The 25772-nt window shown below is 60.0% G+C and carries 19 protein-coding genes; 11 read left to right on the top strand and 8 right to left on the bottom strand.

Annotated features, from left to right (window positions below):
• Positions 1 to 320: 320 nt before the first annotated feature.
• Together J1G33_RS13860 and J1G33_RS13855 are read left to right on the top strand one after the other, a co-directional pair.
• Positions 321 to 1346: a hypothetical protein gene (locus J1G33_RS13860; RefSeq protein ID WP_223018227.1), complete on the top strand. Its 1026-nt coding sequence runs from the start codon at positions 321 to 323 to the stop codon at positions 1344 to 1346.
• A gap of 116 nt (positions 1347 to 1462) precedes the next feature.
• On the top strand, positions 1463 to 2896 hold the full coding sequence (locus J1G33_RS13855; protein WP_223018226.1) for a glycosyltransferase family 39 protein: 1434 nt from the start codon (positions 1463 to 1465) through the stop codon (positions 2894 to 2896).
• Positions 2897 to 2911: 15 nt separating this feature from the next.
• On the opposite strand, the gene J1G33_RS13850 is transcribed toward J1G33_RS13855, so the two are convergent.
• The gene (locus tag J1G33_RS13850; protein ID WP_005791582.1) at positions 2912 to 3400 is read right to left on the bottom strand and encodes a TIGR00645 family protein; all 489 of its coding nucleotides are present in this window, start codon (positions 3398 to 3400) and stop codon (positions 2912 to 2914) included.
• 162 nt (positions 3401 to 3562) lie between these two features.
• On the opposite strand from J1G33_RS13850, the gene J1G33_RS13845 reads away from it, so the two are divergent.
• Entirely contained in the window at positions 3563 to 5386 is a 1824-nt protein-coding gene (locus J1G33_RS13845; RefSeq protein ID WP_081883321.1) for a hypothetical protein, read from the top strand.
• Between the two features lie 6 nt (positions 5387 to 5392).
• Here J1G33_RS13845 and J1G33_RS13840 read toward each other — a convergent pair whose 3' ends face one another.
• Positions 5393 to 5710 carry a hypothetical protein gene (locus J1G33_RS13840; RefSeq protein ID WP_005791586.1) on the bottom strand — a complete coding sequence of 106 codons (318 nt, stop codon included), beginning with the start codon at positions 5708 to 5710 and terminating at the stop codon, positions 5393 to 5395.
• Between the two features lie 314 nt (positions 5711 to 6024).
• Positions 6025 to 8463: an ATP-binding protein gene (locus J1G33_RS13835; protein WP_032879413.1), complete on the bottom strand. Its 2439-nt coding sequence runs from the start codon at positions 8461 to 8463 to the stop codon at positions 6025 to 6027.
• A 265-nt stretch (positions 8464 to 8728) separates the two neighbouring features.
• Here J1G33_RS13835 and J1G33_RS13830 point away from each other — a divergent pair, with 265 nt between their 5' ends.
• The 5 genes from J1G33_RS13830 to J1G33_RS13810 all read left to right on the top strand — a co-directional run bounded on the left by J1G33_RS13830 (position 8729) and on the right by J1G33_RS13810 (position 12655).
• Entirely contained in the window at positions 8729 to 9217 is a 489-nt protein-coding gene (locus J1G33_RS13830) for a DUF3015 domain-containing protein (protein ID WP_003194274.1), read from the top strand.
• Positions 9218 to 9309: 92 nt separating this feature from the next.
• Positions 9310 to 11163, top strand: a complete 1854-nt coding sequence (locus J1G33_RS13825) for a DUF4105 domain-containing protein (protein WP_223018225.1) — start codon at positions 9310 to 9312, stop codon at positions 11161 to 11163.
• Positions 11164 to 11332: 169 nt separating this feature from the next.
• Positions 11333 to 11638: a chorismate mutase gene (locus J1G33_RS13820; RefSeq protein ID WP_032879411.1), complete on the top strand. Its 306-nt coding sequence runs from the start codon at positions 11333 to 11335 to the stop codon at positions 11636 to 11638.
• A gap of 92 nt (positions 11639 to 11730) precedes the next feature.
• Positions 11731 to 12087, top strand: a complete 357-nt coding sequence (locus tag J1G33_RS13815) for a hypothetical protein (RefSeq protein ID WP_032879410.1) — start codon at positions 11731 to 11733, stop codon at positions 12085 to 12087.
• A 70-nt stretch (positions 12088 to 12157) separates the two neighbouring features.
• A complete protein-coding gene (locus J1G33_RS13810; protein WP_032879409.1) occupies positions 12158 to 12655 on the top strand; it encodes a GreA/GreB family elongation factor in 498 nt (165 codons plus the stop codon).
• On the opposite strand, the gene gdhA is transcribed toward J1G33_RS13810, so the two are convergent.
• Together gdhA and ettA are read right to left on the bottom strand one after the other, a co-directional pair.
• Positions 12652 to 13989, bottom strand: coding sequence for an NADP-specific glutamate dehydrogenase (gene gdhA, locus J1G33_RS13805; protein ID WP_032879406.1), 1338 nt, complete (start codon positions 13987 to 13989; stop codon positions 12652 to 12654). The genes J1G33_RS13810 and gdhA overlap by 4 nt on opposite strands.
• Before the next feature lie 348 nt (positions 13990 to 14337).
• Complete coding sequence (ettA, locus tag J1G33_RS13800) at positions 14338 to 16002, bottom strand: energy-dependent translational throttle protein EttA (RefSeq protein WP_005791601.1); 1665 nt, start codon at positions 16000 to 16002, stop codon at positions 14338 to 14340.
• Positions 16003 to 16286: 284 nt separating this feature from the next.
• Here ettA and J1G33_RS13795 point away from each other — a divergent pair, with 284 nt between their 5' ends.
• Together J1G33_RS13795 and glyA are read left to right on the top strand one after the other, a co-directional pair.
• On the top strand, positions 16287 to 20138 hold the full coding sequence (locus tag J1G33_RS13795) for a bifunctional diguanylate cyclase/phosphodiesterase (protein WP_032881208.1): 3852 nt from the start codon (positions 16287 to 16289) through the stop codon (positions 20136 to 20138).
• A gap of 230 nt (positions 20139 to 20368) precedes the next feature.
• Positions 20369 to 21622: a serine hydroxymethyltransferase gene (glyA, locus tag J1G33_RS13790; RefSeq protein ID WP_078822372.1), complete on the top strand. Its 1254-nt coding sequence runs from the start codon at positions 20369 to 20371 to the stop codon at positions 21620 to 21622.
• Positions 21623 to 21799: 177 nt separating this feature from the next.
• On the opposite strand, the gene yjiA is transcribed toward glyA, so the two are convergent.
• The 3 genes from yjiA to J1G33_RS13775 form a co-directional block, all read right to left on the bottom strand.
• Positions 21800 to 22759 (bottom strand): GTPase, encoded by a 960-nt coding sequence (yjiA, locus tag J1G33_RS13785; protein ID WP_223018224.1) that lies wholly within the window; start codon positions 22757 to 22759, stop codon positions 21800 to 21802.
• Between the two features lie 189 nt (positions 22760 to 22948).
• Positions 22949 to 23146, bottom strand: coding sequence for a YbdD/YjiX family protein (locus J1G33_RS13780; protein WP_003194308.1), 198 nt, complete (start codon positions 23144 to 23146; stop codon positions 22949 to 22951).
• A gap of 15 nt (positions 23147 to 23161) precedes the next feature.
• Positions 23162 to 25228, bottom strand: coding sequence for a carbon starvation CstA family protein (locus J1G33_RS13775; protein ID WP_005791609.1), 2067 nt, complete (start codon positions 25226 to 25228; stop codon positions 23162 to 23164).
• Between the two features lie 173 nt (positions 25229 to 25401).
• Between J1G33_RS13775 and J1G33_RS13770 the strand changes: the two genes are divergently transcribed.
• A complete protein-coding gene (locus J1G33_RS13770; RefSeq protein ID WP_148854045.1) occupies positions 25402 to 25770 on the top strand; it encodes a PilZ domain-containing protein in 369 nt (122 codons plus the stop codon).
• The last annotated feature ends 2 nt before the right edge of the window (positions 25771 to 25772 follow it).

Genomic DNA, 25772 nt, shown 5'->3' with positions numbered 1-25772 from the left:
CCCCCCAACCAACAAGCCTAGCCTTCCCCTGTCGCTGCAAAATCAGCGACCGGGTTTAGCAGCTCGGTTGATATCAAGGCCTGCAAAGCCACCATCCGTTCGAGCGATGCTTTCAGCATCCGCTGGTTCGTATCATGGCGGCTGTGCGTGGGGCACTTTCGGGTGCGCCGGGCTCCTTGATTCCTGGTCTGCTAACCCGCGTACGGTCGCCACCCTATAAAAAGGGCGAGAAGCCTCAACGCCCACCTCGCCCGCTGGCATCCCCTCATACTTCCCATTACCCTGACGGCCTTTATCAGACAATCGGAAGTCAGATACCCGTGCTCAAGCCTTTCGCCGTCATCGCCCTCGCCTTCATCCCTTCATTCGCCACCGCTGCCGAGCTGGATGGGGTCTGGCAAGGCACCTTGGGCAAGTCCGCTATCACCGTCTGTTTCAACGGCGCCGACGGGGAGCATGGCAGTTATTACTACCAGCGCATCCGTACCCCGATTCAGTTGACCCAGGCCAACGACAACGCGCCTTGGGTAGAGGAAGGAAACACCGGTTTCTGGGCCCTGCAAAAACCTCAGGCCGATACCCTTTCGGGTGCCTGGAGCAAAACCGATGGCGGCACGCCGCTGCCACTGGCTTTACGCCGCATTGGCACGGACGGCTGCGGCAGCGATGCCTATAACGCGCCCATGGAAGCCGCGCCGCTGCCGATCAAGACCGAGAAGAAGACTTTCCACAACCACACCTACCAACTCAAGACCCAAGGCCCCCGCGTCACGCTCAAGCTGGAGGGAGACAGCCCGGCGGTGCAGAAGATCAACCAGCAACTCGCCGCTCTGGCCGTCAATGACGAAGATCTAACCGACTATTTTTATGAACGGCGTGAATACCTGGGTCGAAACGGCTCGGTCTATACCAGTGAGATCGAGGTTGAGCCCGCCTATTGGTCATCGCAATTTCTCACCGTGCGGTTCTACCGCTGGGCCGCAGGCCAAGGCGCCATGGGCATCAGTTGGGGCCTGCACTCCTGGAACCTGCAAACCGGTGAATCGGTTGACCCATGGACCTGGCTCGGCGGCCATCAGCAATGGTATGACGCCTATTCCGGCCACTTGAAGCTGCCGGCCGCCTTCAGTACCTGGCTGGCCAAGCAAACCACCACCGACGAGGGCTGCCCCGCGATCACCGATTACTCCAACTTTCACCTCAGCTTCAACACCCAGGGCCTGCAACTCTCGACACCTGCCAATGGTGACGGCTGCGACAACGACTTGAGCTTTACCTGGGAGCAGTTGGAGCCGGTGCTGACCGCACAAGGCAAAGCGGCAGTGCCCAGCTTGAAACTGCCTTGATCCGCCGGAGAAAAACCCCACGGCCGTTCACCAAAGGTTAAGAATCGCGCTCGTATACTCCCTGACTACCCATGACCGATCGTCCGATCGGTCTCATGCCCCGGTAGCCAGATTCCATGACGCGTCCCGCTCCCCTGCTGCTCCTGCTTGCTGGTCTGTTGTTCTTCTTCGCCCTTGGCAACCACGAGCTGCAAGGCTCCACCGAGGCCCGGGTGTCCGGGATCGCCATGGCAATGCACTTGGACAATGACTGGGTGGTGCCGCGCCTGTTTCGCGAGCCCTTCCTGGAGAAACCGCCCCTGAGCCTGTGGCTGGATGCCGGTGCGATTCGTTTGTTCGGCGCCAGCACCGGGGCGGTGCGTCTGGCGTCGGCGTTTGCCGGGTTGTTCAGCGTGATGCTGTTGTACGGGATGCTGCGTCGCTTCGGGCGGCCGCAGACGCTGGCGTTCAGTGCCGCACTGATTCTGGCGACCATGGCCAGTTACTGGGGCAATGTGCGGGGGGTGGGTGAGGATTCGTTGCTCAGCCTTGGTGTGACCATGGCATTGCTGGGGTTCTACCAGGCTGTGCGGCCCGAGCGCGATGGCTCCAGTGTGTGGGCGTGGGCGTTGTTTACCGCTGGCATGGTCATCGCCACGCTGAGCAAGGGGGTGTTGGGCCTGGCGCTGCCGGGGATCGTGATCTTTGTGTACCTGCTCAGTACCAGTCTGATGGATAAACGCCTGCGCATCGGCGACTGGCTCAAGCCGGCACTGTTCACGCTGCTGGCCTTGGTGCCGTTGCTGATCTGGCTGGGGTTTCTGTTTCAGCGCGGTGGGATGCAGGCGGTGGGCGAGGTGTTGTGGACCAATAGCGTCGGGCGCTTCAGCGGTTCGTTTGTCGAAGCCGGGCATTACGAACCGTTCTACTATTACCTCGCGAAACTGCCCGAGGCCTTCCTGCCCTGGAATATCCTGGTGTACCTGGGCCTGTGGCATTTCCGCAAAAGCCTGGTGCGCAACCGCTACCGCCTGTTTTTCAGCGTGTGGCTGGTGGCGCAGTTCACCCTGCTGACCCTGGCTTCCAGCAAACGCACGGTGTATTTGATGGCGCTGACGCCAGCCGCGGCGGTGTTGGCCGCCGAATATGCGCGGGTGCTGCTGGAGTGGGCCAAAGACCGCAAGCCGGCGCTGTACCGCTACCACCGCCAGATCATCGGCGGGGTTTTCACCCTGGCCATCGCCTGCTACCTGAGCGCAGCGTTCTGGTTTGCACCAAAAGCCGATGTGCGCCAATCATTCGTGCCGGTGATCAGCCAGGTCCAGACCCTGCAAGACGAAGGCCGAACGGTGGCGATGTTTCAGCCCAACGAGCGGATCGCCGGCGCCAGCGTGTTCTACCTGCAAGCCTACCTGCCGATCCTCAAGACCGAACCCGAGTTGCGCGCCTTCCTCACCGCCAAGCCCGGTAACGTTGCGCTGACGGACCACACCGACCGACTGAAAGAGCCGGTCACGGTGATCAAGCAAATGGCGATCAACCGCCAGCCTTACTACTTCGTCGAGCAGTAAGGCCGGCGCGGGGCATCAGTGCTTGGTGAGCTTGTCCAGGTAGCCCATGGCAAACGCCGAGACCACGAAGGTCATGTGGATGATCACGTACCACATCAGGTGTTGCGGATCGACGTTCTTGGCGTCCATGAAGATGCGCAGCAGGTGGATGGAGGAAATCGCCACGATGGAAGCCGCCACTTTCATCTTCAGCGACGAAGAGTCCATGGTGCCCAGCCAGTTGAGCTTTTCCTTGTTTTCATCGATATCCAGTTGCGAGACGAAGTTCTCGTAGCCGGAAATCATCACCATCACCAGCAAGCCGCCGACCAGGGCCATGTCGATCAACGACAGCAGCAACAGGATCACTTCAGCTTCCAACATGGTGAAGATGTTGGGAATCACGTGAATGATTTCCTGGAAGAACTTCAGCGCCAGGATCAGCAAGCCCAGGGACAGCCCCAGATAGATCGGCGCCAGCAGCCAACGCGAGGCGTACATCGTATTTTCGATAAAGCGTTCCATTGAATCTCACACAGCTTGGCTAAAAATGGCGCCGAGTATACCAGCCGCCACCCGGCCCCTGTCACCGCGAGAAAACTGACCCAAGTGGCATCTGTAAGAGAATTTTTCTGCTAGTGTCGAGGCCATTAACTCGGCTCGATGATGTCGGACAGGAAAACTCAGATGATGGATGTGCGATCCCCTTTGGCCACTCTCGGCCTGTGTGCGGCGTTGCTGATGGCCAGCGGCTGCTCCCCCAAAGAAGAGCAGAAGCAGGCGACCCTCGAAGAGAAAACCGCGAAGTTCGAACAGTCCCTGGACACCATCCAGGACCCCAAGCTGCGCGATGCCATCGCGGATCTGGGCGGCTCGCTGCTGTTACTGGAACGTGCGCGCCTCAAGCTCGCCACCAAGCCCATCGAGGCCGAGTACGGCGAAGACACCCTGGCCTTGCTCAAGCACTACCCCACGCCCCAGGCCTTGGTGGACACCTATATCAATGGCCTGTTCGTGCTGCGCAAAAGCTCTCATTCGGACTACCTGACGGATTTGCAGCCGGTCTTCCCGTTCAATTTCAACGCCCCTGACCAGTTCCCCTTCCCCCATGGCCTGGAATGGCAGTCGGTGACCCTGAGCAACAACAAAGTCATTCCCTTCCAGCCGGAATGGTCGGAAACCGACCCGGGCATCCAATTGAGCCCCAGCAGCTCCAACCTCACCAACCCCGATGACCTGACGGTGACCTACCCGTTTATCGAAGGCATCGAGACCGAAAACAAGAGCCAGCCGCAGCCCGTCAGCCTCAAGGGCGCAGTTGAAGTGATCACACCGGGCAAGGTGCTGACCTTCAACCTGACGAAACAAGACGTGGGCCATAAACGCACCGACGGCAACATCACCCTCAACCTGCTGACGCTGGAAAAGAACTACGCCGAGATCGAACTGACCAACAGCGCCCCCCTGGCCGCAGACGTGGGCGACGAATCACCGAACCCTTTGCTGGTGCAAGCGCGGGACACTACCGGGCAATTTCTGACCCGCTCGGGCTCGATCAACGAGAGTGCCGCGCAAGTGGCGTTCTACGAGAAGCAACTGGCTGAAATGCACAAGCAAAAAGCCTGGTCCGACGCCTTCGAGAAACAGCTCACCGATGAGCAAAAAGCCTTCGAACACAAGCAAACCAGCCATTACGCCAAGGTGTATTTCAACGGGCTGATCGACAACCTGCAGGTCAATGTCCTGGATTTCTCCCAGGCCACGGTTACCCACAAAGACCTGGATCTGCCGGTATTACGCTTCGACAGGAACAGCCTGCAAACCACGGTGCAGGCCCTGCCGATGCCGGTCACGGTGTATGACGACGACGCCGCCAGCTGGCTCAAAGATGCCTCGATGACCGAGGACCAACTCAAAAGCAGCGTGACCATCAGCCAATCGACCGAAGACGCCAGCGCCGCGAAAATCATCTTTGACCACCCTTTCACCTTCAACGACGACCTGGTCGGCGCCGAGCGTAACAACAGTGATGCGCCTATCACCTTCTTCACCGCCGATGACAAGGGCGAGCGCGGCGAGCCCATCGAGCTGCCGACCGAGGCTTTCGAGCTGAACGCAGTAAACGGCACACTGACTTACGACCTTAATCTGTTCCCGGAGACCCCGGCGTTTGTGGTGGGCTCGGTGCCGCTGTTCCTGGCAACTATCGAGAAAGCCGTGATTGATGTCGCCAAGCTGCCCAAGGGCCTGTCGCTGAAGGACAACGCGCTGATCGTCGATCAAAAGGACTTCCCCTCCGACAGCTGGCGCTTCTACGCCAAGGACGCCAGCGGCAATTACCTCAAGGAAATCCTCAATGTCAGCCACCGCGCCGAGGAGTACGGCACCGCGCTGTTCGACGTGCATTACTTCTACGGCCAGCCGACTACGCTGGAGAGTTACCAGCGCACCGACCTGAGCACCGTGCAGTACGGCTTCGAGGTCAAGCTGGACAAACCAGAGAGCAAATAGCCGGCGCTAAAGGGCCAACTGCTCCTGGCCGCCATTGAGTTGGCGCAGATGGGCTTGCAGGTGCAGGCACCAGATCTGCGGCTCGTCCATTTGCTCGTAGCCATGCAAGGTCAGGCTATCAACGATGGTGCCCAGCATTCTTTCGGCCACGAAGGGACCATGGAACGGCCCTTGGGATTTGATGGTGGAAGGCTGCTCGCCCGACATCCCGGCGGCAAACAATAGCGTCCACATGCCGTTATCCCCGGCGAGGGGGCGAATGGAGCATTCAATACGGGTGACCAGGCCCAGGCACTGGCGGGTAAGGCAAAGGTTGCGCGACATGGCGGCGCCCCTCGGTAGATCGGTGTTCAGCCCCAGCGCAAGGCGAGGCTGTTTCTATCCTGCGACTCCTGTGGATATCCCTGACTCTGAGAATAGAAGAAAAACACCACAAACCAAGGTTGTAGGGACCAACGGACGTCGGTCCCCGAGAATGGAGTCAATTTTGTGGCACGCTAAACGTCCCTAAAGACATCACGGACCAGTGTGGGAGCTGGCTTGCCTGCGATGACGGACTCATAGCCAACCTCCCAGTTGGCTGATACACCGCTATCGCAGGCAAGCCAGCTCCCACCTTAACCGAGTGATGACAGCAATCAGCTTGGCTTGGCTTCTGCCAACGCCTGCTGCGCCAGCTCTTTCTCCGCCTCCTTCAGATCTTCTTCGCTGATCATCTCGGCAATCGCCCGCAAACGCTCCACCACCCGCGCATTCACGGTGCCTTCCGGAAATTGCCCCTCGGCGTCCGGTTCACCGGCGTCCTCGCCCACCAACAGGCTCAGCGCCTCATCGGCCTGGCGTACCGCATAGATGTGGAATTGCCCGGCGCGCACGGCCTGCAGCACCTTCTCGTCGAGCATCAACGTAGCAACGTTGGCCTGAGGGATGATCGCACCCTGCTCACCGGTCAGCCCGCGTGCTTCGCAGAGGCGGAAGAAGCCTTCGATCTTCTCGTTGACCCCGCCCACCGCCTGCACTTCACCAAACTGGTTGATCGAGCCGGTGATGGCAAAGCACTGCTTGAGTGGCGTCTTCGACAAGGCCGAAATCAAGGTGCACGCCTCGCCCAGGGACGCACTGTCGCCGTCCACATAACCGTAGGACTGCTCCAGGGCGATACTTGCGGAGATCGCCAGCGGGAATTCCTGGGCATAACGGCTGCCCAGGTAACCGGTGAGGATCATCACGCCCTTGGAGTGAATCGGCTGGCCGAGGTTGACTTCACGCTCGATGTCGACAATGCCGCTGCCCCCTGGGTACACCGTGGCGGAAATCCGCGCCGGTACGCCGAATGCCGAGTCGCCGACCTCCAGCACCGTCAACCCGTTGCACTTGCCCACAGCGGCGCCGGCGGTGTCGATCAGGATGACGCCGGCAAGCATGTCGTCGAGAATCCGCGCCGACACGCGACCGGTGCGTGTGGCTTTGGCCTTGAGGGCGCGCTCGATATGCCCGGCATCGGTCATTTCGTCGCCGGCCAGGTGGCGAATGAAGTCCGCCTCGCTGACCAACTGGAACAGGTCGCCAATACGCGCCGACAAGCGGCCCTGATGTTCGGCCAGGCGTGCGCTGTAAGTCGCCAGGCGCGCGACCGCATCCGAGGTCAGCGGCGCCATGCCTTCTTCCGAAGTACGAGTTTTGAGCAACTGGGCGAACTGCTCCAGGCTCTCGTCGACCATCGGGATGTCTTCGTCGAAGTCCACCAGTACGCGGAACATCTCCTGGAAGTCCGGGTCGGCGTCTTGCAGCGCGTAATACAACTGGCGCGAGCCGATGATGATCACCTTCACCTGCAAGGGGATCATTTGCGGGTTGAGGGTCACGGTGGCCAGGCGGCCCAGTTCGCCCAGGGGCGACTCCATCTTCAGCTTGCGCGATTGCAGGGAACGCTTGAGCGCATCCCATACAAACGGCTCGCTGAGCATTTTTTCGGCTTCCAGAATCAAAAACCCGCCATTGGCGCGGTGCAAGGCGCCGGGACGCAGCTGACGATAGGTGGTGTAAAGCGCGCCCTGGTCGGTGCTGTATTCGATACGGCCGAACAGGTTGTCGTAGGTCGGGTGCGGTTCAAACACCACTGGCGCACCACCGTTGACCGGGTGCCCCACCACCAGGCTCGGGCAGTACTGCTCTTCAAGCAGCTTGCGCGCCTGGGCGTCGGTCTTGGCGTCGTCCACCAGTTGCTCGACCACGGTTTTAAGCAGGTACACCTGCATCGCTTGCAGATAGCCGCAAACGCCGGCGTTTTCTGCATACTTTTCCGACAACGGTGCCAGCAACGGCTGCAGGGCCAGGGTGATGGTTTCTTCGTTGAACTGGCGCAGCTGGTTGTTGGACTCGCGCTTCCACTGCGGCAGGCTGGCCAACTCTTCGTTGAGGCGCTCTTCCAGCTCGGAAATATCGTTATGGAAACGCTCGCGATCGGCTTCCGGCAATTGCGAAAACTCGGCTTCGTCCAGCGCCTTGCCGTCGAGCATCGGCGTAAAGGCGATGTTGGAGCTGTCGCGGTACAGCGCCACGTCTTTTTCCAGCGCCAGGCGTTCGATCACATCCAGCGCCTTGTCGTAGCGCTGGTTGAAGGCCCGGTCGATGGCGCTTTTGCGCTGTTGATAAGTGGGGTGTTCAAACACTGCCGGGAAGGTGGCCACCAGGTTGTCAACCAACCCGTTGATATCGGCGATAAACGCCGCGGCGCCGCCCCCCGGCAATTCCAGGGCGCGGGGCTCGCGTGGCTCATCGAAATTATTCACATAGACCCAGTCCGCCGGGGTCTGCAGGCGTTTGCCTTCGGCTTTGAGGTAGCGTTTGACGAACGAAAAGCGGCCGGTGCCGGGCTCGCCCATCACAAACACGTTGTAACCGGGGCGTGGCATGGCCACGCCGAACTGCAAGGCTTCAACCGCACGTTCCTGGCCAAGCACACCGCGAAAGGGCTCCAAATCATTGGTGGTCGAGAAGCTGAACTGTTCAGCGGAGAAAGGGCGAGTCAGCGCTTCGGGCGCTAGACGCAAGCTGGCAGCAACAGGATCAGGCATCGGGCTTCCTTACATCAGGCGGGGCAGATGGGGGCATTCTGGCTCCGGGTTGAGCGCTCTGGCAAGGCGCGCTTTCGGGAAAGCATAGCCACCGCACGCGTCCTACAAAAAAATCGCCTGAGACTTAATGTTTATAAAAAAACACGGAACCCTAGGAACGTGCCTAAACTCCAAACTGCGCGGGTTGGACTAATAACTGGCCCCTAGGGTGCTGAGAAGCACCTGAACCCTTGTCCATTGGTTTGCACACAAAGAGAACAAAGCTATGAAACGGATCCTTCTTGGTACTCTCTTCACCGTCGTCTCCCTCAATGCAATGGCAGAAGCACCAGGTGGCCCGAACTGCGGTTGGGGCAACATGTTGTTCGAAGGCCAGCGCGGTACTCCGGCTCACTTCCTCGCTTCCACCACCAACGGCACCTCGGGTAACGCCACCTTCGGCATGACCTCGGGCACCAACGGTTGCAGCACCAACAGCGCCCTGACCTACGGCGGCAAGTCCTGGATTGCCATGAATGGCATGATGAACGAGCTGTCCGAAGACATGGCCAAAGGCAACGGCGAAGCACTGACCACCTATGCCGTGGTACTGGGTGTTGCCCCGGAAGATCGCGATCACTTCGCGGCCGTGACCCACGAGCACTTCCAGCAGATCTTCAGCAAGGCTGACGTGACCGCTGACGACGTGCACAACAACACCATTGCTGTACTGAAAAGCGATGCCCGTCTGGCGAAATACGCTACCCAGGCTTAAGCTCGACCCGCCCGCGTCTTTCGAGGCGCGGGTTTTATTTTTTCGACCTGCCCCCCTTGGGTCTTTTTTTCAGTCCGACTTAAGTAGCCCCCATGCTCAAACGCCTCGCTTGCCTGGCTCTCTTCGCCTGCGCCCCGCTGCATGCGGCACCGCACCTCGACGATCAACGTTTGCAGCAACTGGCCAATGATCCGTTCTGGCTGTCGCTGGGGCATTACGAAGCCGGCAAGATCAGTGGCTGGCGCAGCTATGTCAGCGACAAGAAATTCTTCCTCGCCGCCGACGGCGCCCATCACCCGGACGCCGAACTCAAGGCCACCGTGCAAGCGCTGTATGCACCGGCCAGCCTGGGTGAGAAGCACGCCCAGTGTGTGTACCCCGCACGTACCCGCTGGCTCAAGGATCAGTTGCACCTGACTGACCTGCCCGCCCTGGACTGCAAGGAATTCACCCAATGGTTCAAGGACGTCGCGCCCCATAGCGCGGTGATGATCTTCCCCGCGGCCTATCTCAACAGCCCGTCGTCGATGTTCGGCCACACTTTGCTGCGGATCGACCAGGCAGATGTGCAAAGCAACAACACTGCGCTGCTCAGCTACGCGATCAACTTCGGCGCCTATATCGAAGGCTCCGACAACAGCATCCTGTATGCCTGGAAGGGCCTGATGGGCGGCTACCCCGGCCTGTTCGCCCTGGTGCCCTATCAGGAGAAACTCTCCGAATACCGCAGCCTGGAAAACCGCGACCTATGGGAATACCGCCTGAACCTCACCGAGGTCGAGACCAAGCGCATGGTCGAGCACGTGTGGGAGCTCAAGCAGATCCAGTTCGACTATTTCTTCTTCGACGAAAACTGCTCCTATCGCCTGCTGGAACTGCTGCAAGTGGCCCGCCCCGGCCTGCGCCTGACCGAGCAATTCCCCCTCACTGCGATCCCTACCGACACGGTCAAGGCCGTCAAGGAAGCGGGCTTGGTGGAGAAGATCGACTATCGCCCCTCGCGTGAACGCGAACTGCTCGAACGCGCCAAGCCGCTGGACAGCGATGAGCAACAGTGGGTGTTGAAAGTCAGCGATGACCAGAAGCAACTGCAAGAGCCCGCATTCAAGGCCCTGCCTCGCGAGCGCCAGGCGCTGATCATCGACGCTGCCTACCGCCTTGGCCGCTACCGCGCCAACGGCCTGGAGCGTGACACCGCACGCTCCCAACGTAGCTTCGAACTGCTGCGGGCGATCAACCAGAACCCTGCGCCAGACCTCAAGATCACGCCGCCTGGTTTGCCGGAAAACGGCCACCAGTCACGCACCTGGCAAGCCGGCATCGGCACCCGTGGCGACAAAGCCTTTGGTGAATATGGCCTGCGCATGGCCTATCACGACCTTAACGACAACGCCGAAGGCTTCCCCCTCGGCGCCCAAATCGAAATCCTGCAAATGAAACTGCGCCAGTACGAAGGCAATCACTGGCAGTTGCAGCAACTGGACCTGGCCACCATCCGCTCGCTGACGCCGCGTAACGCGCTGCTGCAACCCTGGTCATGGCAAGTGACTGGCGGCCTGGAACGGGTATCGGGCAAGCACGACGACGAAACCCTGGTCGCCCACGTCAACGGCGGCGCCGGCGGCACCTGGCAACTGAGCGACGACATGCTCGGCTTCGCCCTTGGCACCGTGCGCGTGGAACACAACAACGATTTCAGCGAAGCCATCTCGCCCGCCGCCGGCTTCAACACCGGCGTGCTGTGGAAAAACCCACTGGGCAACCTGAGCCTGGAAGCCAAGGGGGATTTCTTTACCAATGGTGAAGTGCGGCGCAGCATCAGCCTCAACCAGCAGTGGGAACTGTCGCGCAACCTGGGCCTGCGCCTGAGTGCGCAGCGTGAATACAGCCACTTATCCACGCCCGTGAATGAAGTGATGCTTGAAGTGAAGTGGTACCACTACTGACATAGGCCTGGCGAAGATCAAAATGTGGGAGGGGGCTTGCTCCCGATGGCAGAGTGTCAGTCACCGAATACGAGGCTGAAACAACGCTATCGCGGGCAAGCCCGCTCCCACACTTGACCGCATGCTTTCAAAACCATCGCGTTGCCTGTCCAATAGGAGCTCTATCAACATGGCCGTTAATTGCACCACCCTCGAAGAAGTCCGCGAAAACATCGACCACCTTGACCAACAAATCGTCACCCTGCTCGCCGAGCGAGGCCACTACGTATCTCAAGCAGCGCGCTTCAAAAAAGATTCGGATAGCGTCAAGGCGCCGCAACGAGTTGAACAGGTGATCGCCAAGGTGCGGGGGTTGTCCGAGGTAGTAGGCGCTAACCCAGAGGTAACTGAGCAGGTGTATCGCGCGATGATTGCGGCGTTTATCCAGCAGGAGTTGGCTGAACATGCCGCTCTGACGGTCAACGAGGCCTTTTAACCCAACACATTTCTCACCGCCCTTTCACACCGCCCCCACAAATCACTGACTAGACTCCCCTTATCAGCCGTGAATCGGCCAGGGAGTACGCCATGTGGCGGTATGCGGTAATGCTGTGTGCAATGGTGTGTTTGTCAGGCTGCCAATCCACTCACCAAGAGTTGCTGGCCAAGGGTTATCCACCCGCCTTTGCCGATGGCTTTGACGACGGTTGCAGCAGCGGTCGCCAGGCCGCTGGGGTGATTACCGGGGAGTTTCGCAAGAACGTTCCACGCTATTTGAAAGACCGGCAATACGCCGAAGGCTGGGAAGACGGGTTTCGCCAGTGCAAAGCCATGCGTGAGAACGAAGAGCTGCGCGACTACCAGGAAAACCGCAACAACGACCGCGAGCGCGAGTGGCAGCAGGAAAAAGACCGCGATGCGGCCAAGGCGTATCGCTCGCAATAGGTCGTTTGCAGACATCCATCGAAACTAAAGCACGGCGAACATGGCCCAAATGCCATAGAGGGAGAACACCATGAGCCGAGCTTTTGTAAATGAAGACAACGCCGCCGCCCAGGCCGACCAGCCGGTGGAGCGTCAGGTCAGCGAACAGCCCAACCGCCTGACCGCGCAAGGGTTGGCGCAGTTGCAAGCCAAGGTGGCGCAATTGCAGCTTGAGTACAGCGCCGAGTCCGCCAAAGGTGAGCAGGCCGATAAGCAGCGCCAGGCGGATCTTGAGCGGGACCTGCGTTACTTCAACCAGCGGGTGCAAAGCGCTCAGGTGGTCGCGCCGGCGACAGCCACCGACAAGGTGCAGATCGGCAGCTGGGTCACGTTCGCCAATGAGCAGGACGAGCAACAGCGCATTCAATTGGTAGGTGAGGATCAAGCCGACGCCAACGCCGGTTTGATCAACTGGGGCTCGCCTCTGGGCCGCGCCTTGTTGGGGGCCCAGGTGGGCGACGAGGTGCTGTGGAAGCGCCCCGTCGGCGATCAGTTGATCGAAGTGCTGAGCATCGAACCCGAGGTTTAGACGATGCCCTGGGCCAGCATCGCGTCAGCCACTTTCACGAAGCCTGCGATGTTGGCGCCCTTGACGTAGTTGACCCGGCCGTTTTCCTCACCGTAATGCACGCAGGCATGGTGGATCGACTGCATGATGTTGTGCAGTTTGCTGTCCACTTCCCCGGCGGTCCACAGCAGGCGCATGGCGTTCTGCGACATTTCCAGGCCGCTCACTGCCACACCGCCGGCGTTGGACGCCTTGCCAGGCGCAAACAGGATGCCCGCGTCGATGAAGATATCCACAGCCTCCAGGGTGGTCGGCATGTTGGCGCCTTCGGCCACGCAGATGCAGCCGTTGCGCAACAGCGTGCGTGCGGCTTGGGCGTCGAGTTCGTTCTGGGTGGCGCATGGCAGCGCGATATCGCACGCCAGCTCCCAAGGGGTTTGGCCTTTGCGGAATTCCAGGCCGAAACGTTCAGCCAATTCACTGATACGCCCGCGTTGTACGTTTTTCAGCTCCAGCAGGGCCGACCATTGTTCTTCGGTCAAACCACTTTCGGCGTACAGGGTGCCTTCGGAGTCCGACAGGGAAACCACCTTGCCCCCCAAGTCCATGACCTTGCGCGCCGCGTATTGCGCCACGTTGCCGGAGCCGGACACCGCCACCCGCTTGCCTTCGACCCGCTGACCTTGGCGCTTGAGCATTTCCTCGGCGAAATACACACAGCCGAAACCGGTGGCTTCCGGACGAATCAGGCTGCCGCCATAAGTCATGCCTTTGCCGGTCAGCACTGAAGTGAATTGATTGCTCAGGCGCTTGTACTGGCCGAACAGAAAGCCGATTTCCCGTGCGCCCACACCGATATCGCCGGCCGGCACGTCGACGTCCGCACCGATGTGGCGGTACAACTCGCTCATGAACGCCTGGCAGAAGCGCATCACTTCGGCATCGCTCTTGCCCTTGGGGTCGAAGTCCGAGCCGCCTTTACCGCCGCCCATGGGCAGCGAGGTCAGGGAGTTTTTGAAGGTCTGCTCGAAGGCGAGGAATTTCAGCACGCCCAGGTTGACCGAAGGGTGAAAGCGCAAGCCACCTTTGTACGGGCCGATGGCGCTGTTCATCTGGATACGGAAACCGCGATTGACCTGAACCTTGCCGTGATCATCCACCCACGATACCCGGAAGGTGATGGCGCGTTCCGGTTCGCAAATGCGCTCCAGAATGCCCGAGGTCAGGTAGTGGGGGTTGGCTTCAAGAAAGGGCCACAGGCTGCGCAGGACTTCTTCTACAGCCTGGTGGAATTCCGGCTGGTCGGGGTCGCGTTTCTTGAGGCGGGCCAGGAAGGATTCGACGGATTCGATCATGAAAAGTCTCGGCAAATTGATTGTTGTTAAACAGAGAATGAGCCGGACTTTATCAATTCATTTCGCACCGTGACAGGGCAAAATGTCGCTTTTGTGAATTTAAATGGTGCATTGGATATAAATAATCAGGATTTTTGCCCTCTAACAGGGATTTCAACGCGAGATATGCACCAATAGTTAAACCGCTATCGCAGGCAAGCCAGCTCCCACATTGGACCGTGTCGTAGCAGAGGTACTCGATCTAATGTGGGAGCTGGCTTGCCTGCGATGAAGTCGCCTCGGTCCACCTGAACAGCGCCCCAAAAAAAACGGAGCCCGAAGGCTCCGCTTTTTTCAAACCAGCCCGAATCAGGCCAGTTTTTTGTGACGCACACGGTGCGGCTGGGCAGCTGCTTCGCCCAAGCGCTTTTTACGGTCTGCTTCGTACTCGGTGTAGTTACCTTCGAAGAACACCGCCTGGGAGTCATCTTCGTACGCCAGGATGTGGGTCGCGACGCGGTCAAGGAACCACCGATCGTGAGAGATCACAATGGCGGCGCCCGGGAAGTCCAGCAGGGCTTCTTCCAGGGAACGCAGGGTTTCAACGTCGAGGTCGTTGGACGGTTCGTCGAGCAGCAACACGTTGCCGCCCTCTTTCAAGGTCAGGGCCAGGTGCAAGCGACCACGCTCACCGCCGGACAGGTCCTTGACGAACTTCTGCTGATCGCCGCCCTTGAAGTTGAAACGGCCGACATAGGTGCGCGACGGGATTTCATAGTTGCCGATGCGGATCTGGTCGGAGCCGTCGGAGATCTGCTGGAACACGGTCTTGCTGCCGTCGAGGTCGTCGCGGCTCTGGTCTACACAGGCCAGTTGCACGGTGTCGCCGATCTCGATGCTGCCGGAATCCGGAGTTTCCTTGCCCATCAACATGCGGAACAGCGTGGACTTACCCGCACCGTTACCACCAATGACGCCGACGATCGCGCCTTTTGGCATGGAGAACGACAGGTTGTCGATCAGCACGCGGTCGCCATAGCCCTTGGATACGTTCTTGAACTCGATGACCTTGTCACCCAGGCGCGGACCGGCCGGGATGTAGATCTCGTTGGTTTCGCTGCGCTTCTGGAATTCCTGCGACTGCATTTCTTCAAAGCGTTGCAGACGGGCCTTGGATTTGGACTGGCGGGCCTTGGCGCCTTTGCGCACCCACTCCAGCTCTTCCTTCATGGCTTTTTCGTGGGCCGATTGCTGCTTGGATTCGGCGGCCAGACGGTCGGACTTGGCTTCCAGCCAACCGGAGTAGTTGCCCTCGTAAGGGATACCGGCGCCGCGGTCGAGCTCGAGGATCCAGCCGGCAACGTTGTCCAGGAAATACCGGTCGTGCGTGATCGCAACCACGGTGCCCGGGAAATCGTGCAGGAAGTGCTCCAGCCAGGCGACGGAATCGGCGTCCAGGTGGTTGGTCGGTTCGTCGAGCAGCAGCATATCGGGAGCCGACAGCAGCAGGCGGCACAGGGCCACACGACGTTTTTCACCACCAGACAGGTGCTCGACCTTGGCGTCCCACGCCGGCAGGCGCAGCGCATCGGCGGCGACTTCCAGTTGGCGCTCCAGATTGTGACCGTCGCCAGCCTGCAGGATGGCTTCGAGCTTGGCCTGCTCGGCGGCCAGCTTGTCGAAGTCGGCATCCGGTTCGGCGTAGGCGGCATACACCTCGTCGAGGCGCGCTTGGGCGTCCTTGATCACGCTGACGGCCTCTTCAACCACTTCGCGCACGGTCTTGGTCGGATCCAGGATCGGCTCTTGCGGCAGGTAACCGATATTCAGGTCCGGCATCGGGCGGGCTTCGCCTTCGAACTCGGTATCGACGCCGGCCATGATTTTCAGCAGCGTGGATTTACCCGAGCCGTTGAGGCCGAGCACGCCGATCTTGGCGCCTGGGAAGAAGGACAACGATATGTTTTTCAGGATTTCCCGCTTCGGCGGAACAACTTTTCCCAGCCGATGCATGGTGAAGACGTATTGAGCCATGGTGAACCTAGCGTCAGTGACTGATGAATTAAGCGGACGAAGCCCGTGCCAGGCCATGCGCCGCGCGGGCCTTTGACTATCATCAATGCCTGCGTGGGGAAAAAGCCTGAATGTCTGGGGCTGGAACGCCCCCGCGTAACCGGCAAAGCTACCTGAATGCGCTGGGGCAGTCCAGCCAGGGAGGACTGGCACTTTGCCACAACTCAAGGCATGCTAGCCGCCCTCCGGGCGTCCGGCTTATAGTGCACGTCGCGCGCCAGTCCAGCCAACCGCAGGATCACAGCTTGTCCAAAGTCACGCCGCCCACTCCCTTGCGCGCCGCTCATATTGCGCCGGGAGCGCCCCTGCACGGTACCTTGAAGGGCGCATTGGCGACGCTTGTGCTGATGTTGCTCGCGTTATTGTTCTGGCAACTGCTTGACCAGTTGCAGCAAAACCAGAAAAACCAGCAGCAATACACCATCGACTACAGTGCTGACTTGGCCGAGCAGATCAGCCAGAGCATGGCACTGAGCGCGCAGATCGCCCTGAACCTGCTGCCCATTGTCGAGCCGCCGCGCAATGCCGAACAGCAGCAGGCCTTGATGCGCACGTTGCAGCGCTCGTTGCCGGACCTACGCAGCTTCGCCCTGCTCACCCCCAACGGCGCACTGATCAGCGACACTGCCGAAGGCAGCCAAGACAATGCCCTGCTCGAAGACCTGGTCAAGCGCAGTCACGCCCAGTCTTACTACCTGAGCAACGACAATGACGGCACGGTCATCTATCTGTTGCTGCACCAACCCAGCGGTGGCTCCAAGGTGTACTGGGCCTTGCGCCTGGCCCCCAATTACCTGGCCAACCTCACACGGCAGGACATTCAGGGCCAGCGCCCGATGTGGGCGATCGAGAACAGCCTGAACCATCGTGTGGTCAGCCGTGACAGCGGGATGCCCGCGCAGTGGCCCAGCGCCCTGACGCCGGAAGAATTGAACCGCAGTGTGCTGGTCACGCCCTTGAGCAAAAGCGACTGGCAACTGCGCGGCCTGTTTGACCGCAGCGCGGTGCTGGAACAACTGCTGCCTGCCTTTATCGGCAAGTGCCTGCTGGGCCTGGCATTTTCGCTTGTCCCGGTGATCGTGCTGCTCAACATGCGCCGCCGCCAACGCCAGGTGCATGAAGGCCGGCGACGCTATCAGGACATCTTCGAAGGCACAGGCGTGGCCTTGTGCGTGCTTGACCTGGCGGGGCTCAAGGCGTTTTGCAACAAGACCCAGGTACAAAGCCGCGAACAGTTGCACGCCTGGTTGCAGGCCAACCCCGCCGAGCGCAAGCAACTGCTCAAGGAGTTGCGCGTCACCGAGGTCAACCAGATGGCCGTGCGCCTGCTCAACGTCGCGTCCTGCGAGCAGGCATGGGAACGCCTGATCGATGATTGCCCGAGCAATGCCACGTCCATCGGCTATCAGGTGCTGGAAGCTGTACTGACCCGGCAAAAACAGCTGGAGCTGGAAATCCAGCTCAACGACGTGGCCGGCAACGAACAGTACCTGTGGCTGGTGATGCGTTTGCCGGAGCAGCAGGATGACGTCAAGGCCGTAATCCTCAGCATCAGCGACATCACCAGCCGCAAGCTGATCGAGTTGTCGCTGGTGGAGCGCGAGAGCTTCTGGTCGGATGTGGTGCGTACGGTGCCCGATCACCTGTATGTGCAGGACGTGATCAGCCAGCGCATGATTTTCAGCAACCATCATCTGGGCCACACCCTGGGCTACAACAAAGCCGAACTGCAGCAAATGGGTGAGTACTTCTGGGAAATCCTGCTGCACCCCGAAGACGCCGAGCACTACCACGACTCGCGTGAGCAGCAACGCCAGGCCGCTTACACGACCCAGTTGCACTGCCAACTGCGCTTTCGCCACCGCAATAACCAATGGCGCCGCTTCGATATTCGCGAACAGGCCCTGGCCCGGGATACGTCCACGGTGGTCACTCGGATCATCGGTGTGGCCAAGGACATTACCGACCAGATCGAAGCCAGCGAATCCCTGCGCGACAGCGAGCAGCGCTACCGCATGTTGGCTGAAAGCATCAGCGACGTGATCTGCTCTACCGACAGCCAACTGGCTCTGAATTACATCAGCCCATCGGTCAACACCGTGCTGGGCTATGACGTGGATTGGGTGTTCAAGCATGGCTGGCAGTCGATCGTTGCCAACCCGCAACAGTTGACCGGCATTTATAGCCTGATGGAACAGGTCAGTCGCGCCCTCGGCAACCCCGAGGCGTTGAACACCTTGCGCGATGAAGTCCAGACCCAACTGTTTCTGTTCGACTGCCTGCGCGCTGACGGGCGCAAAGTACCGATCGAACTGCGCCTGGTGCTGGTGTGGGATGAACATGGCGCCTTTGAGGGCATCCTCGGCGTGGGCCGCGATATCAGCCAGCAACGCCGCGCCGAAAAAGACCTGCGCATGGCGGCCACGGTCTTCGAGCACTCCACCTCGGCGATCCTGATCACCGATCCGGCCGGCTATATCGTGCAAGCCAACGAGGCGTTCAGCCGGGTCAGCGGGTATGAAGTGGCGGACGTGCTCGACCAATTGCCGAACATGCTCACCGTCGACGAGCAGCAGGAAGCCCACCTGCGTTATGTGCTCAAGCAACTGCACCAGCACAGTACCTGGGAAGGCGAAGTGTGGCTCAAGCGCCGCAACGGCGAGCATTACCCGGCCTGGGTCGGCATTACGGCGGTGTTCGACGATGAAGGCGACCTGGCCAGCTATGTGTGCTTCTTCAGCGATATCAGCGAGCGCAAGGCCAGCGAACAGCGCATCCACCGCCTGGCCTACTACGACGCCCTGACCCACCTGCCCAACCGCACGCTGTTCCAGGACCGTCTGCACACGGCGTTGCAATCGGCAGAACGGCAGAAGTCGTGGGTGGTGTTGATGTTCCTCGACCTCGACCGCTTCAAGCCGATCAACGACTCCCTCGGCCACGCCGCCGGCGACCGTATGCTCAAGGAAATGGCGACGCGCCTGCTCGGTTGCGTGGCCGAAGACGACACCGTGGCGCGCATGGGCGGCGACGAGTTCACCCTGCTGTTGCAACCACGGGTCAGCCGCGAAATGGCGCTGAACCGCGCGATTCATGTGGCCGAGCAGATTCTGGCCAGCCTGGTGAAGCCATTCGTGCTCGAAGGCCGCGAGTTTTTCGTGACCGCCAGTATCGGCATCGCCCTCAGCCCCCAAGACGGCAACGAGCTGAGCCAACTGATGAAAAACGCGGATACGGCGATGTACCACGCCAAAGAACGCGGCAAGAACAACTTCCAGTTCTACCAGGCCGACATGAACGCCAGCGCCCTGGAGCGTCTGGAGTTGGAGAGCGACCTGCGCCACGCCCTGGACCAGAACGAATTCGTGCTGTATTACCAACCGCAATTCAGCGGCGACGGCAAACGCCTGACCGGTGCCGAGGCCCTGCTGCGCTGGCGCCACCCGCGTCGCGGGCTGGTGCCGCCGGGGGATTTCATTCCGGTATTGGAAGAACTCGGGCTGGTGGTGGACGTGGGCGATTGGGTGATCAGCGAAGCCTGTCGCCAGCTCAAGACCTGGCACCAGAACAAGGTGCGGGTGCCCAAAGTCTCGGTGAACATCTCGGCGCGACAGTTCTCCGACGGCCAGCTGGGCACGCGCATCGCCACCATCCTCAAGGACACTGGCCTGCCGCCAGCGTGCCTGGAGCTGGAACTGACCGAAAGTATCCTGATGCGCGAAGTCAACGAAGCGCTGCAAATCCTCGCCAGCTTGAAGAACCTGGGCCTGAGCATCGCGGTAGACGACTTTGGCACTGGCTATTCATCGCTCAACTACCTCAAGCAATTCCCCATCGACGTGTTGAAGATCGACCGCACCTTCGTCGATGGCCTGCCCTCCGGTGAGCAGGACGCACAGATCGCCCGGGCGATCATTGCCATGGCCCACAGCCTGAACCTGGCGGTGATTGCCGAAGGGGTGGAAACCCACGAGCAATTGGACTTTTTGCGCGAGCATGGCTGTGATGAGGTCCAGGGTTACCTGTTCGGGCGGCCGATGCCGGCGAATCGGTTCGAGGCGCAGTTCAGCAATGATGCCCTCTTCATGTTCGACTGAAGTGCTGCAGTGGAGCTTATGGCCTCATCGCAGGCAAGCCAGCTCCCACATTTGACTGTGTGAGCCCGATCAAGTGTGGGAGCTGGCTTGCCTGCGATGGGGCCAGTGCCGACACCGCCCATCCCCAGATGAGCCCCACTTGTCCGCGACATGATGTCCTTTCATATGCCATCTAAAACCCATTGGGTTAGAATGCCCTCCTTTTCTGCCCCCGATCCTTGAGGACCGCCATGTTCAGCCGTGATTTGACTATTGCCAAGTACGACGCCGATCTCTTCGCCGCCATGGAGCAAGAAGCCGTGCGCCAGGAAGAGCACATTGAGCTGATCGCTTCGGAAAACTACACCAGCCCTGCGGTGATGGAGGCTCAAGGTTCGGTTTTGACCAACAAGTACGCCGAAGGCTACCCGGGCAAGCGCTACTACGGTGGTTGCGAGTACGTCGACGTGGTTGAGCAGTTGGCCATCGACCGTGCCAAGGAGCTGTTCGGCGCCGATTACGCCAACGTCCAGCCACACGCCGGCTCCCAGGCCAACAGCGCCGTGTACCTGGCCCTGCTGCAAGGCGGCGACACTATCCTGGGCATGAGCCTGGCCCACGGCGGTCACCTGACCCACGGCGCCAGCGTTTCTTCCTCCGGCAAGCTGTACAACGCCGTCCAGTACGGTATCGATGCCAACGGCCTGATCGACTACGACGAAGTCGAGCGCCTGGCGGTCGAGCACAAGCCAAAAATGATCGTGGCTGGGTTCTCTGCCTACTCGCAGATCCTGGATTTCCCACGCTTCCGTGAAATCGCCGACAAGGTCGGTGCCTACCTGTTCGTCGACATGGCCCACGTGGCCGGTCTGGTGGCAGCGGGCGTGTACCCGAACCCAGTGCCTTACGCTGACGTGGTGACCACCACTACCCACAAGACCCTGCGCGGTCCACGTGGCGGCCTGATCCTGGCTCGCGCCAACGCCGAGATCGAGAAGAAGCTCAACTCCGCGGTATTCCCGGGCGCCCAGGGTGGCCCGCTGGAGCACGTGATTGCCGCCAAGGCGATCTGCTTCAAGGAAGCACTGCAGCCTGAGTTCAAGACCTACCAGCAACAAGTGGTGAAGAACGCCCAGGCCATGGCATCTGTGTTCATCGAGCGCGGTTTTGACGTGGTGTCCGGCGGTACTGAAAACCACCTGTTCCTGCTGTCGCTGATCAAACAGGACATTTCCGGTAAAGACGCTGACGCCGCCCTGGGCAAAGCCTTCATCACCGTGAACAAGAACTCCGTGCCGAACGATCCACGTTCGCCGTTCGTCACCTCCGGCCTGCGCTTCGGCACCCCGGCTGTGACCACCCGTGGCTTCAAGGAAGCAGAGTGCAAGGAACTGGCCGGCTGGATCTGCGACATCCTGGCTGACCTGAACAACGAAGCCGTGATCGACGCGGTACGTGAGAAGGTCAAGGCCATCTGCAAGAAGCTGCCGGTTTACGGCGCTTGATTGCAGTTGCTTGAATGAAAAGCCCGGCTCTTGAGCCGGGCTTTTTTATTTCAATTTGAAATGCATTCAATTGTGGGAGGGGGCTTGCTCCCGATAGCAGTGTGTCAGTCACTTATATGTTTACTGACCCACCGCAATCGGGAGCAAGCCCCCTCCCACAGTTGATCGCATTTCAAGTCAGGATTGGTAGACCTTGGCAAAACCTTCGCGGATCTTGTCCTCCGGCAACTCATCGGCAATAAACACGATTACACTTTCGCGCGCCTCGTCCTCGGCCCATTCGGTGTCCCAGTCAAAACCATAGAGTTTCAGTACGCCCTGGAACACCATGCGTCGATCCTCCCCGGCAATATTCAGCACGCCCTTGTAGCGCAGCAGCTGCTTGCCGTGATCTTCCAGCAGTTCGTTCATGAACTCACTGAGGCGGTCGATATCCAGCGGCTGGTCGGTGCGCAGCACCAGGCTGGAAATACGGTCGACCGATGGCGCAGCGCTGACCGGGCGCAGGCTCATGCCGGCATTGAGGTTGAAGCCGCGCACATCCAGCAACTCAGCCAAGTCGATCTTGCCGTGATCCACCACACGGATCGGCGCACGCCGGTTGATACGGGTCAGGCGCTGACTGAGGGCGTCGAAGGTGGCGTTGTCCACCAGGTCGCGCTTGCTCACCAGCAGGCGGTCGGCAAAGCCGATCTGGGCCTGGGCGATGGTCTGGGTCAGGTGATGCTCGGCGTGGGCGGCGTCCACCAGGGTAATGATGCCGTCGAGGATGTAGCGCTCGCGCAGTTCTTCGTCGATGAAAAAAGTCTGGGCCACTGGTGCCGGGTCGGCAAGGCCGGTGCATTCGATCACCAGGCGGTCGAAGGCGATTTCGCCACTGTCCAGACGCTCAAGCAGCAGGTACAGGGCCTTGGTCAGGTCGGTGTGGATGGTGCAGCACACGCAGCCGTTGGACAGGGTCATGACTTGTACCGGCTCGTCGCCCAAGAGCTGGGTGTCGATGCCGGCGTCACTGAATTCGTTTTCGATCACGGCGATTTTCAAGCCGTGCTCGGCCTTGAGCAGATGGCGCAGCAAGGTGGTCTTGCCGGCACCGAGGAAGCCGCTGAGGATGGTGACGGGGATGGGAGAGGACAAAACTATTCTCCTGATAACTGAATAAACACAAAACAAATGTGGGAGCAAAGGCCCCTGTGGGAGCTGGCTTGCCTGCGATGCAGACAACTCGGTGCTTCAGTCAGACCGAGGTGATGCTATCGCAGGCAAGCCAGCTCCCACAGAAAGCCCTGCTCCCACAGGGGTATCGCATTGGCCCGCGTTACCGGGTCAACAGCACTTGGGCCCACCCTTGCCGCCGTAACGGGCCTCCTGGCGTTCGCGGAAGAACGCCTTGTAGTCCATCACCGGCTTGTCCGGGTGTTTGGTTTGCATATGCTCGACGTAGGTGTCGTAGTCGGGCATGCCGACCATCAGGCGCGCGGCCTGACCGAGGTATTTACCGAGGCGACTGATGTCATTGAACATAGTGGCAATCCTCGCTTATGCGTCCGGTACGGCCTGGAATGGCGCTTCTTTATCCGTACGCTCTTTGTTACCCCAGGCGGCTACGCCGACTTTGAGCGCATAGAACAGGATGCTGAATACCACGAACAGGAACAGCGCCGTCAGCGTTGCGTTGGTGTAGGCGTTCCAGATCACATGCTGCATCTGGTCGATGCTCTTGGCCGGGGCGAGGATCTGACCGTTGGCCAGGGCATCGCTGTATTTCTTGGCCAGCGACAGGAAGCCGATCGCCGGGTTGGCGTCGAACAGCTTGATGAAGCCTGCGGTGGTGGTGCAGATCAGCAGCCAGACGGCCGGCAACATGGTCACCCAGATGTAGCGCTGGCGCTTCATCTTGATCAGCACAACGGTCGCCAGCATCAGCGCGATACCCGCCAGCATCTGGTTGGAGATACCGAACAGCGGCCACAAGGTGTTGATGCCTCCCAGTGGGTCGATCACGCCCTGGTACAACAGGTAACCCCACATCGCCACGCAACCGGCCGTCGCGATCAGGTTGGCGGTCCAGGACTCGGTGCGTTTGAGCGCAGGCACGAACGAACCCAGCAGGTCCTGCAGCATGAAGCGACCGGCACGGGTACCGGCATCGACCGCCGTGAGGATGAACAACGCTTCGAACAGGATTGCAAAGTGGTACCAGAACGCCATGGTGTTTTCACCTGGCAGCACACTGTGCAGGATCTGTGCGATACCGACCGCCAGCGTCGGCGCACCGCCGGCACGCGCCAGGATGGTGGTTTCACCGATATCGTGGGCAACAGCCGACAGCGCTTCAGGGGTAATTGCAAAACCCCAGCTGCTGACGGTTTGCGCCACGGTGACCACGTCAGTACCGACAATCGCCGCCGGGCTGTTCATGGCGAAGTACACGCCTGGCTCGATCACCGAAGCGGCAACCATTGCCATGATGGCCACAAACGACTCCATCAACATGCCGCCGTATCCGATGTAACGGGCGTGGCTTTCACTGGCGAGCAACTTGGGCGTGGTGCCCGAAGAGATCAGCGCGTGGAAGCCCGAGACCGCGCCACAGGCAATGGTGATGAACAGGAACGGGAACAGGCCGCCCTTCCATACCGGGCCAGTGCCGTCGATGAACTGGGTCAGTGCCGGCATTTTCAGGTCAGGCATGGTGACCAGGATGCCGATCGCCAGAGCGATGATGGTGCCGATTTTCAGGAACGTCGACAGGTAGTCACGCGGCGCCAGGATCAGCCATACCGGCAGAACAGCGGCAACGAAGCCGTAGCCGATCAGCATCCAGGTGATCTGGATCCCGGTGAAGGTGAAGGCTTTGGCCCAGACCGGGTCAGCGGCAATCTGCCCGCCCAGCCAGATCGAACCCAGCAGCAACAGCACGCCGATGATCGAAATTTCACCAATGCGGCCCGGGCGGATGTAGCGCATGTAGATGCCCATGAACATCGCAATCGGGATGGTCGCCATCACCGTAAAGATGCCCCACGGGCTCTCGGCCAGGGCCTTGACCACGATCAGTGCCAGCACCGCGAGGATGATGATCATGATCAAAAAGCAGCCGAACAGCGCAATGGTCCCGGGAATGCGGCCCATCTCTTCGCGAACCATGTCACCCAGGGAACGCCCGTTGCGACGAGTGGACAGGAACAGGATCATGAAGTCCTGCACCGCACCCGCCAGCACCACACCGGCAATCAGCCACAGGGTGCCGGGCAGGTAGCCCATCTGCGCCGCCAGCACCGGACCGACCAACGGGCCTGCACCGGCAATCGCCGCAAAGTGGTGACCGAAAAGGATATGTTTGTTGGTCGGCACGTAGTCCAGACCGTCGTTATTGACCACTGCGGGGGTGGCCCGCCGAGGGTCGAGTTGCATCACGTTATTGGCGATGAACAGACTGTAGTAACGGTACGCAACCAGATAGATGGCCACAGCAGCGACCACAATCCACAAGGCGTTGATCGCCTCGCCGCGGCGCAAGGCCACTACGCCCAGGGCGCACGCTCCTACGATTGCCAGCACCAGCCAGGGTAGGTGGCGTAGCAGGCTATTATTATTTTTCATTTTTGTATTCCAGCCAGGGTGGACAGAAAGGACAGCCAGCCCGAGTTTAGCGCTGTTGGCCTCAAAGACCAGCCCCCTACGTTGGTCTAGAGCCTTCTATGCGGCAAAAAAACGAAATAAATGCCAAATGATGGCGCAAGGCTACAATCCTCCTATCCACCGAGGGCTTCACCATGACTGAGCAACCGTCTGATCGCCGCCGTTTTCGCCGGATTGCTTTTGATGCCAAAACCGAAATTCGGCAAAACGGATGGGATTTTCCGGTGAAACTGGTGGATCTCTCGCTAAAGGGTCTACTGGTCGAGCGCCCCGAAGACTGGAAGGGGAACAAGGCGCTGCCGTTCGACGTAGACATACGCCTGGATCCGAAAGCGCATATAAAGATGCAAGTGAAGCTGAGCCACGAGGATCAGGAGCAGTTGGGCTTCGTGTGCCAACATATCGATCTGGATTCGATCAGCCATTTGCGGCGACTGATTGAGTTGAACCTGGGGGATGAGGAAGAGCTACACAGAGAGCTGGCGGCATTGCTGGAAATCTAGAA

It is taken from the genome of Pseudomonas sp. P867 (genome assembly GCF_019891455.1).
Classification (GTDB): domain Bacteria; phylum Pseudomonadota; class Gammaproteobacteria; order Pseudomonadales; family Pseudomonadaceae; genus Aquipseudomonas; species Aquipseudomonas synxantha_A.
Note: the sequence above shows the minus strand (reverse complement) of the source record. Positions and strands in the feature narration are given on the sequence as shown.

Bases quoted from the DNA above. Each gene is read 5' to 3' on its own strand.
- J1G33_RS13820 (WP_032879411.1), top strand. From the start codon at position 11,333: ATGGCCGTTAATTGCACCACCCTCGAAGAAGTCCGCGAAAACATCGAC.
- J1G33_RS13775 (WP_005791609.1), bottom strand. From the start codon at position 25,228: ATGAAAAATAATAATAGCCTGCTACGCCACCTACCCTGGCTGGTGCTG.
- J1G33_RS13830 (WP_003194274.1), top strand. From the start codon at position 8,729: ATGAAACGGATCCTTCTTGGTACTCTCTTCACCGTCGTCTCCCTCAAT.
- J1G33_RS13850 (WP_005791582.1), bottom strand. From the start codon at position 3,400: ATGGAACGCTTTATCGAAAATACGATGTACGCCTCGCGTTGGCTGCTG.
- J1G33_RS13780 (WP_003194308.1), bottom strand. From the start codon at position 23,146: ATGTTCAATGACATCAGTCGCCTCGGTAAATACCTCGGTCAGGCCGCG.
- J1G33_RS13835 (WP_032879413.1), bottom strand. From the start codon at position 8,463: ATGCCTGATCCTGTTGCTGCCAGCTTGCGTCTAGCGCCCGAAGCGCTG.
- J1G33_RS13815 (WP_032879410.1), top strand. From the start codon at position 11,731: ATGTGGCGGTATGCGGTAATGCTGTGTGCAATGGTGTGTTTGTCAGGC.
- J1G33_RS13770 (WP_148854045.1), top strand. From the start codon at position 25,402: ATGACTGAGCAACCGTCTGATCGCCGCCGTTTTCGCCGGATTGCTTTT.
- glyA (WP_078822372.1), top strand. From the start codon at position 20,369: ATGTTCAGCCGTGATTTGACTATTGCCAAGTACGACGCCGATCTCTTC.
- J1G33_RS13845 (WP_081883321.1), top strand. From the start codon at position 3,563: ATGATGGATGTGCGATCCCCTTTGGCCACTCTCGGCCTGTGTGCGGCG.
- J1G33_RS13825 (WP_223018225.1), top strand. From the start codon at position 9,310: ATGCTCAAACGCCTCGCTTGCCTGGCTCTCTTCGCCTGCGCCCCGCTG.
- J1G33_RS13840 (WP_005791586.1), bottom strand. From the start codon at position 5,710: ATGTCGCGCAACCTTTGCCTTACCCGCCAGTGCCTGGGCCTGGTCACC.
- J1G33_RS13810 (WP_032879409.1), top strand. From the start codon at position 12,158: ATGAGCCGAGCTTTTGTAAATGAAGACAACGCCGCCGCCCAGGCCGAC.
- J1G33_RS13855 (WP_223018226.1), top strand. From the start codon at position 1,463: ATGACGCGTCCCGCTCCCCTGCTGCTCCTGCTTGCTGGTCTGTTGTTC.
- ettA (WP_005791601.1), bottom strand. From the start codon at position 16,002: ATGGCTCAATACGTCTTCACCATGCATCGGCTGGGAAAAGTTGTTCCG.
- gdhA (WP_032879406.1), bottom strand. From the start codon at position 13,989: ATGATCGAATCCGTCGAATCCTTCCTGGCCCGCCTCAAGAAACGCGAC.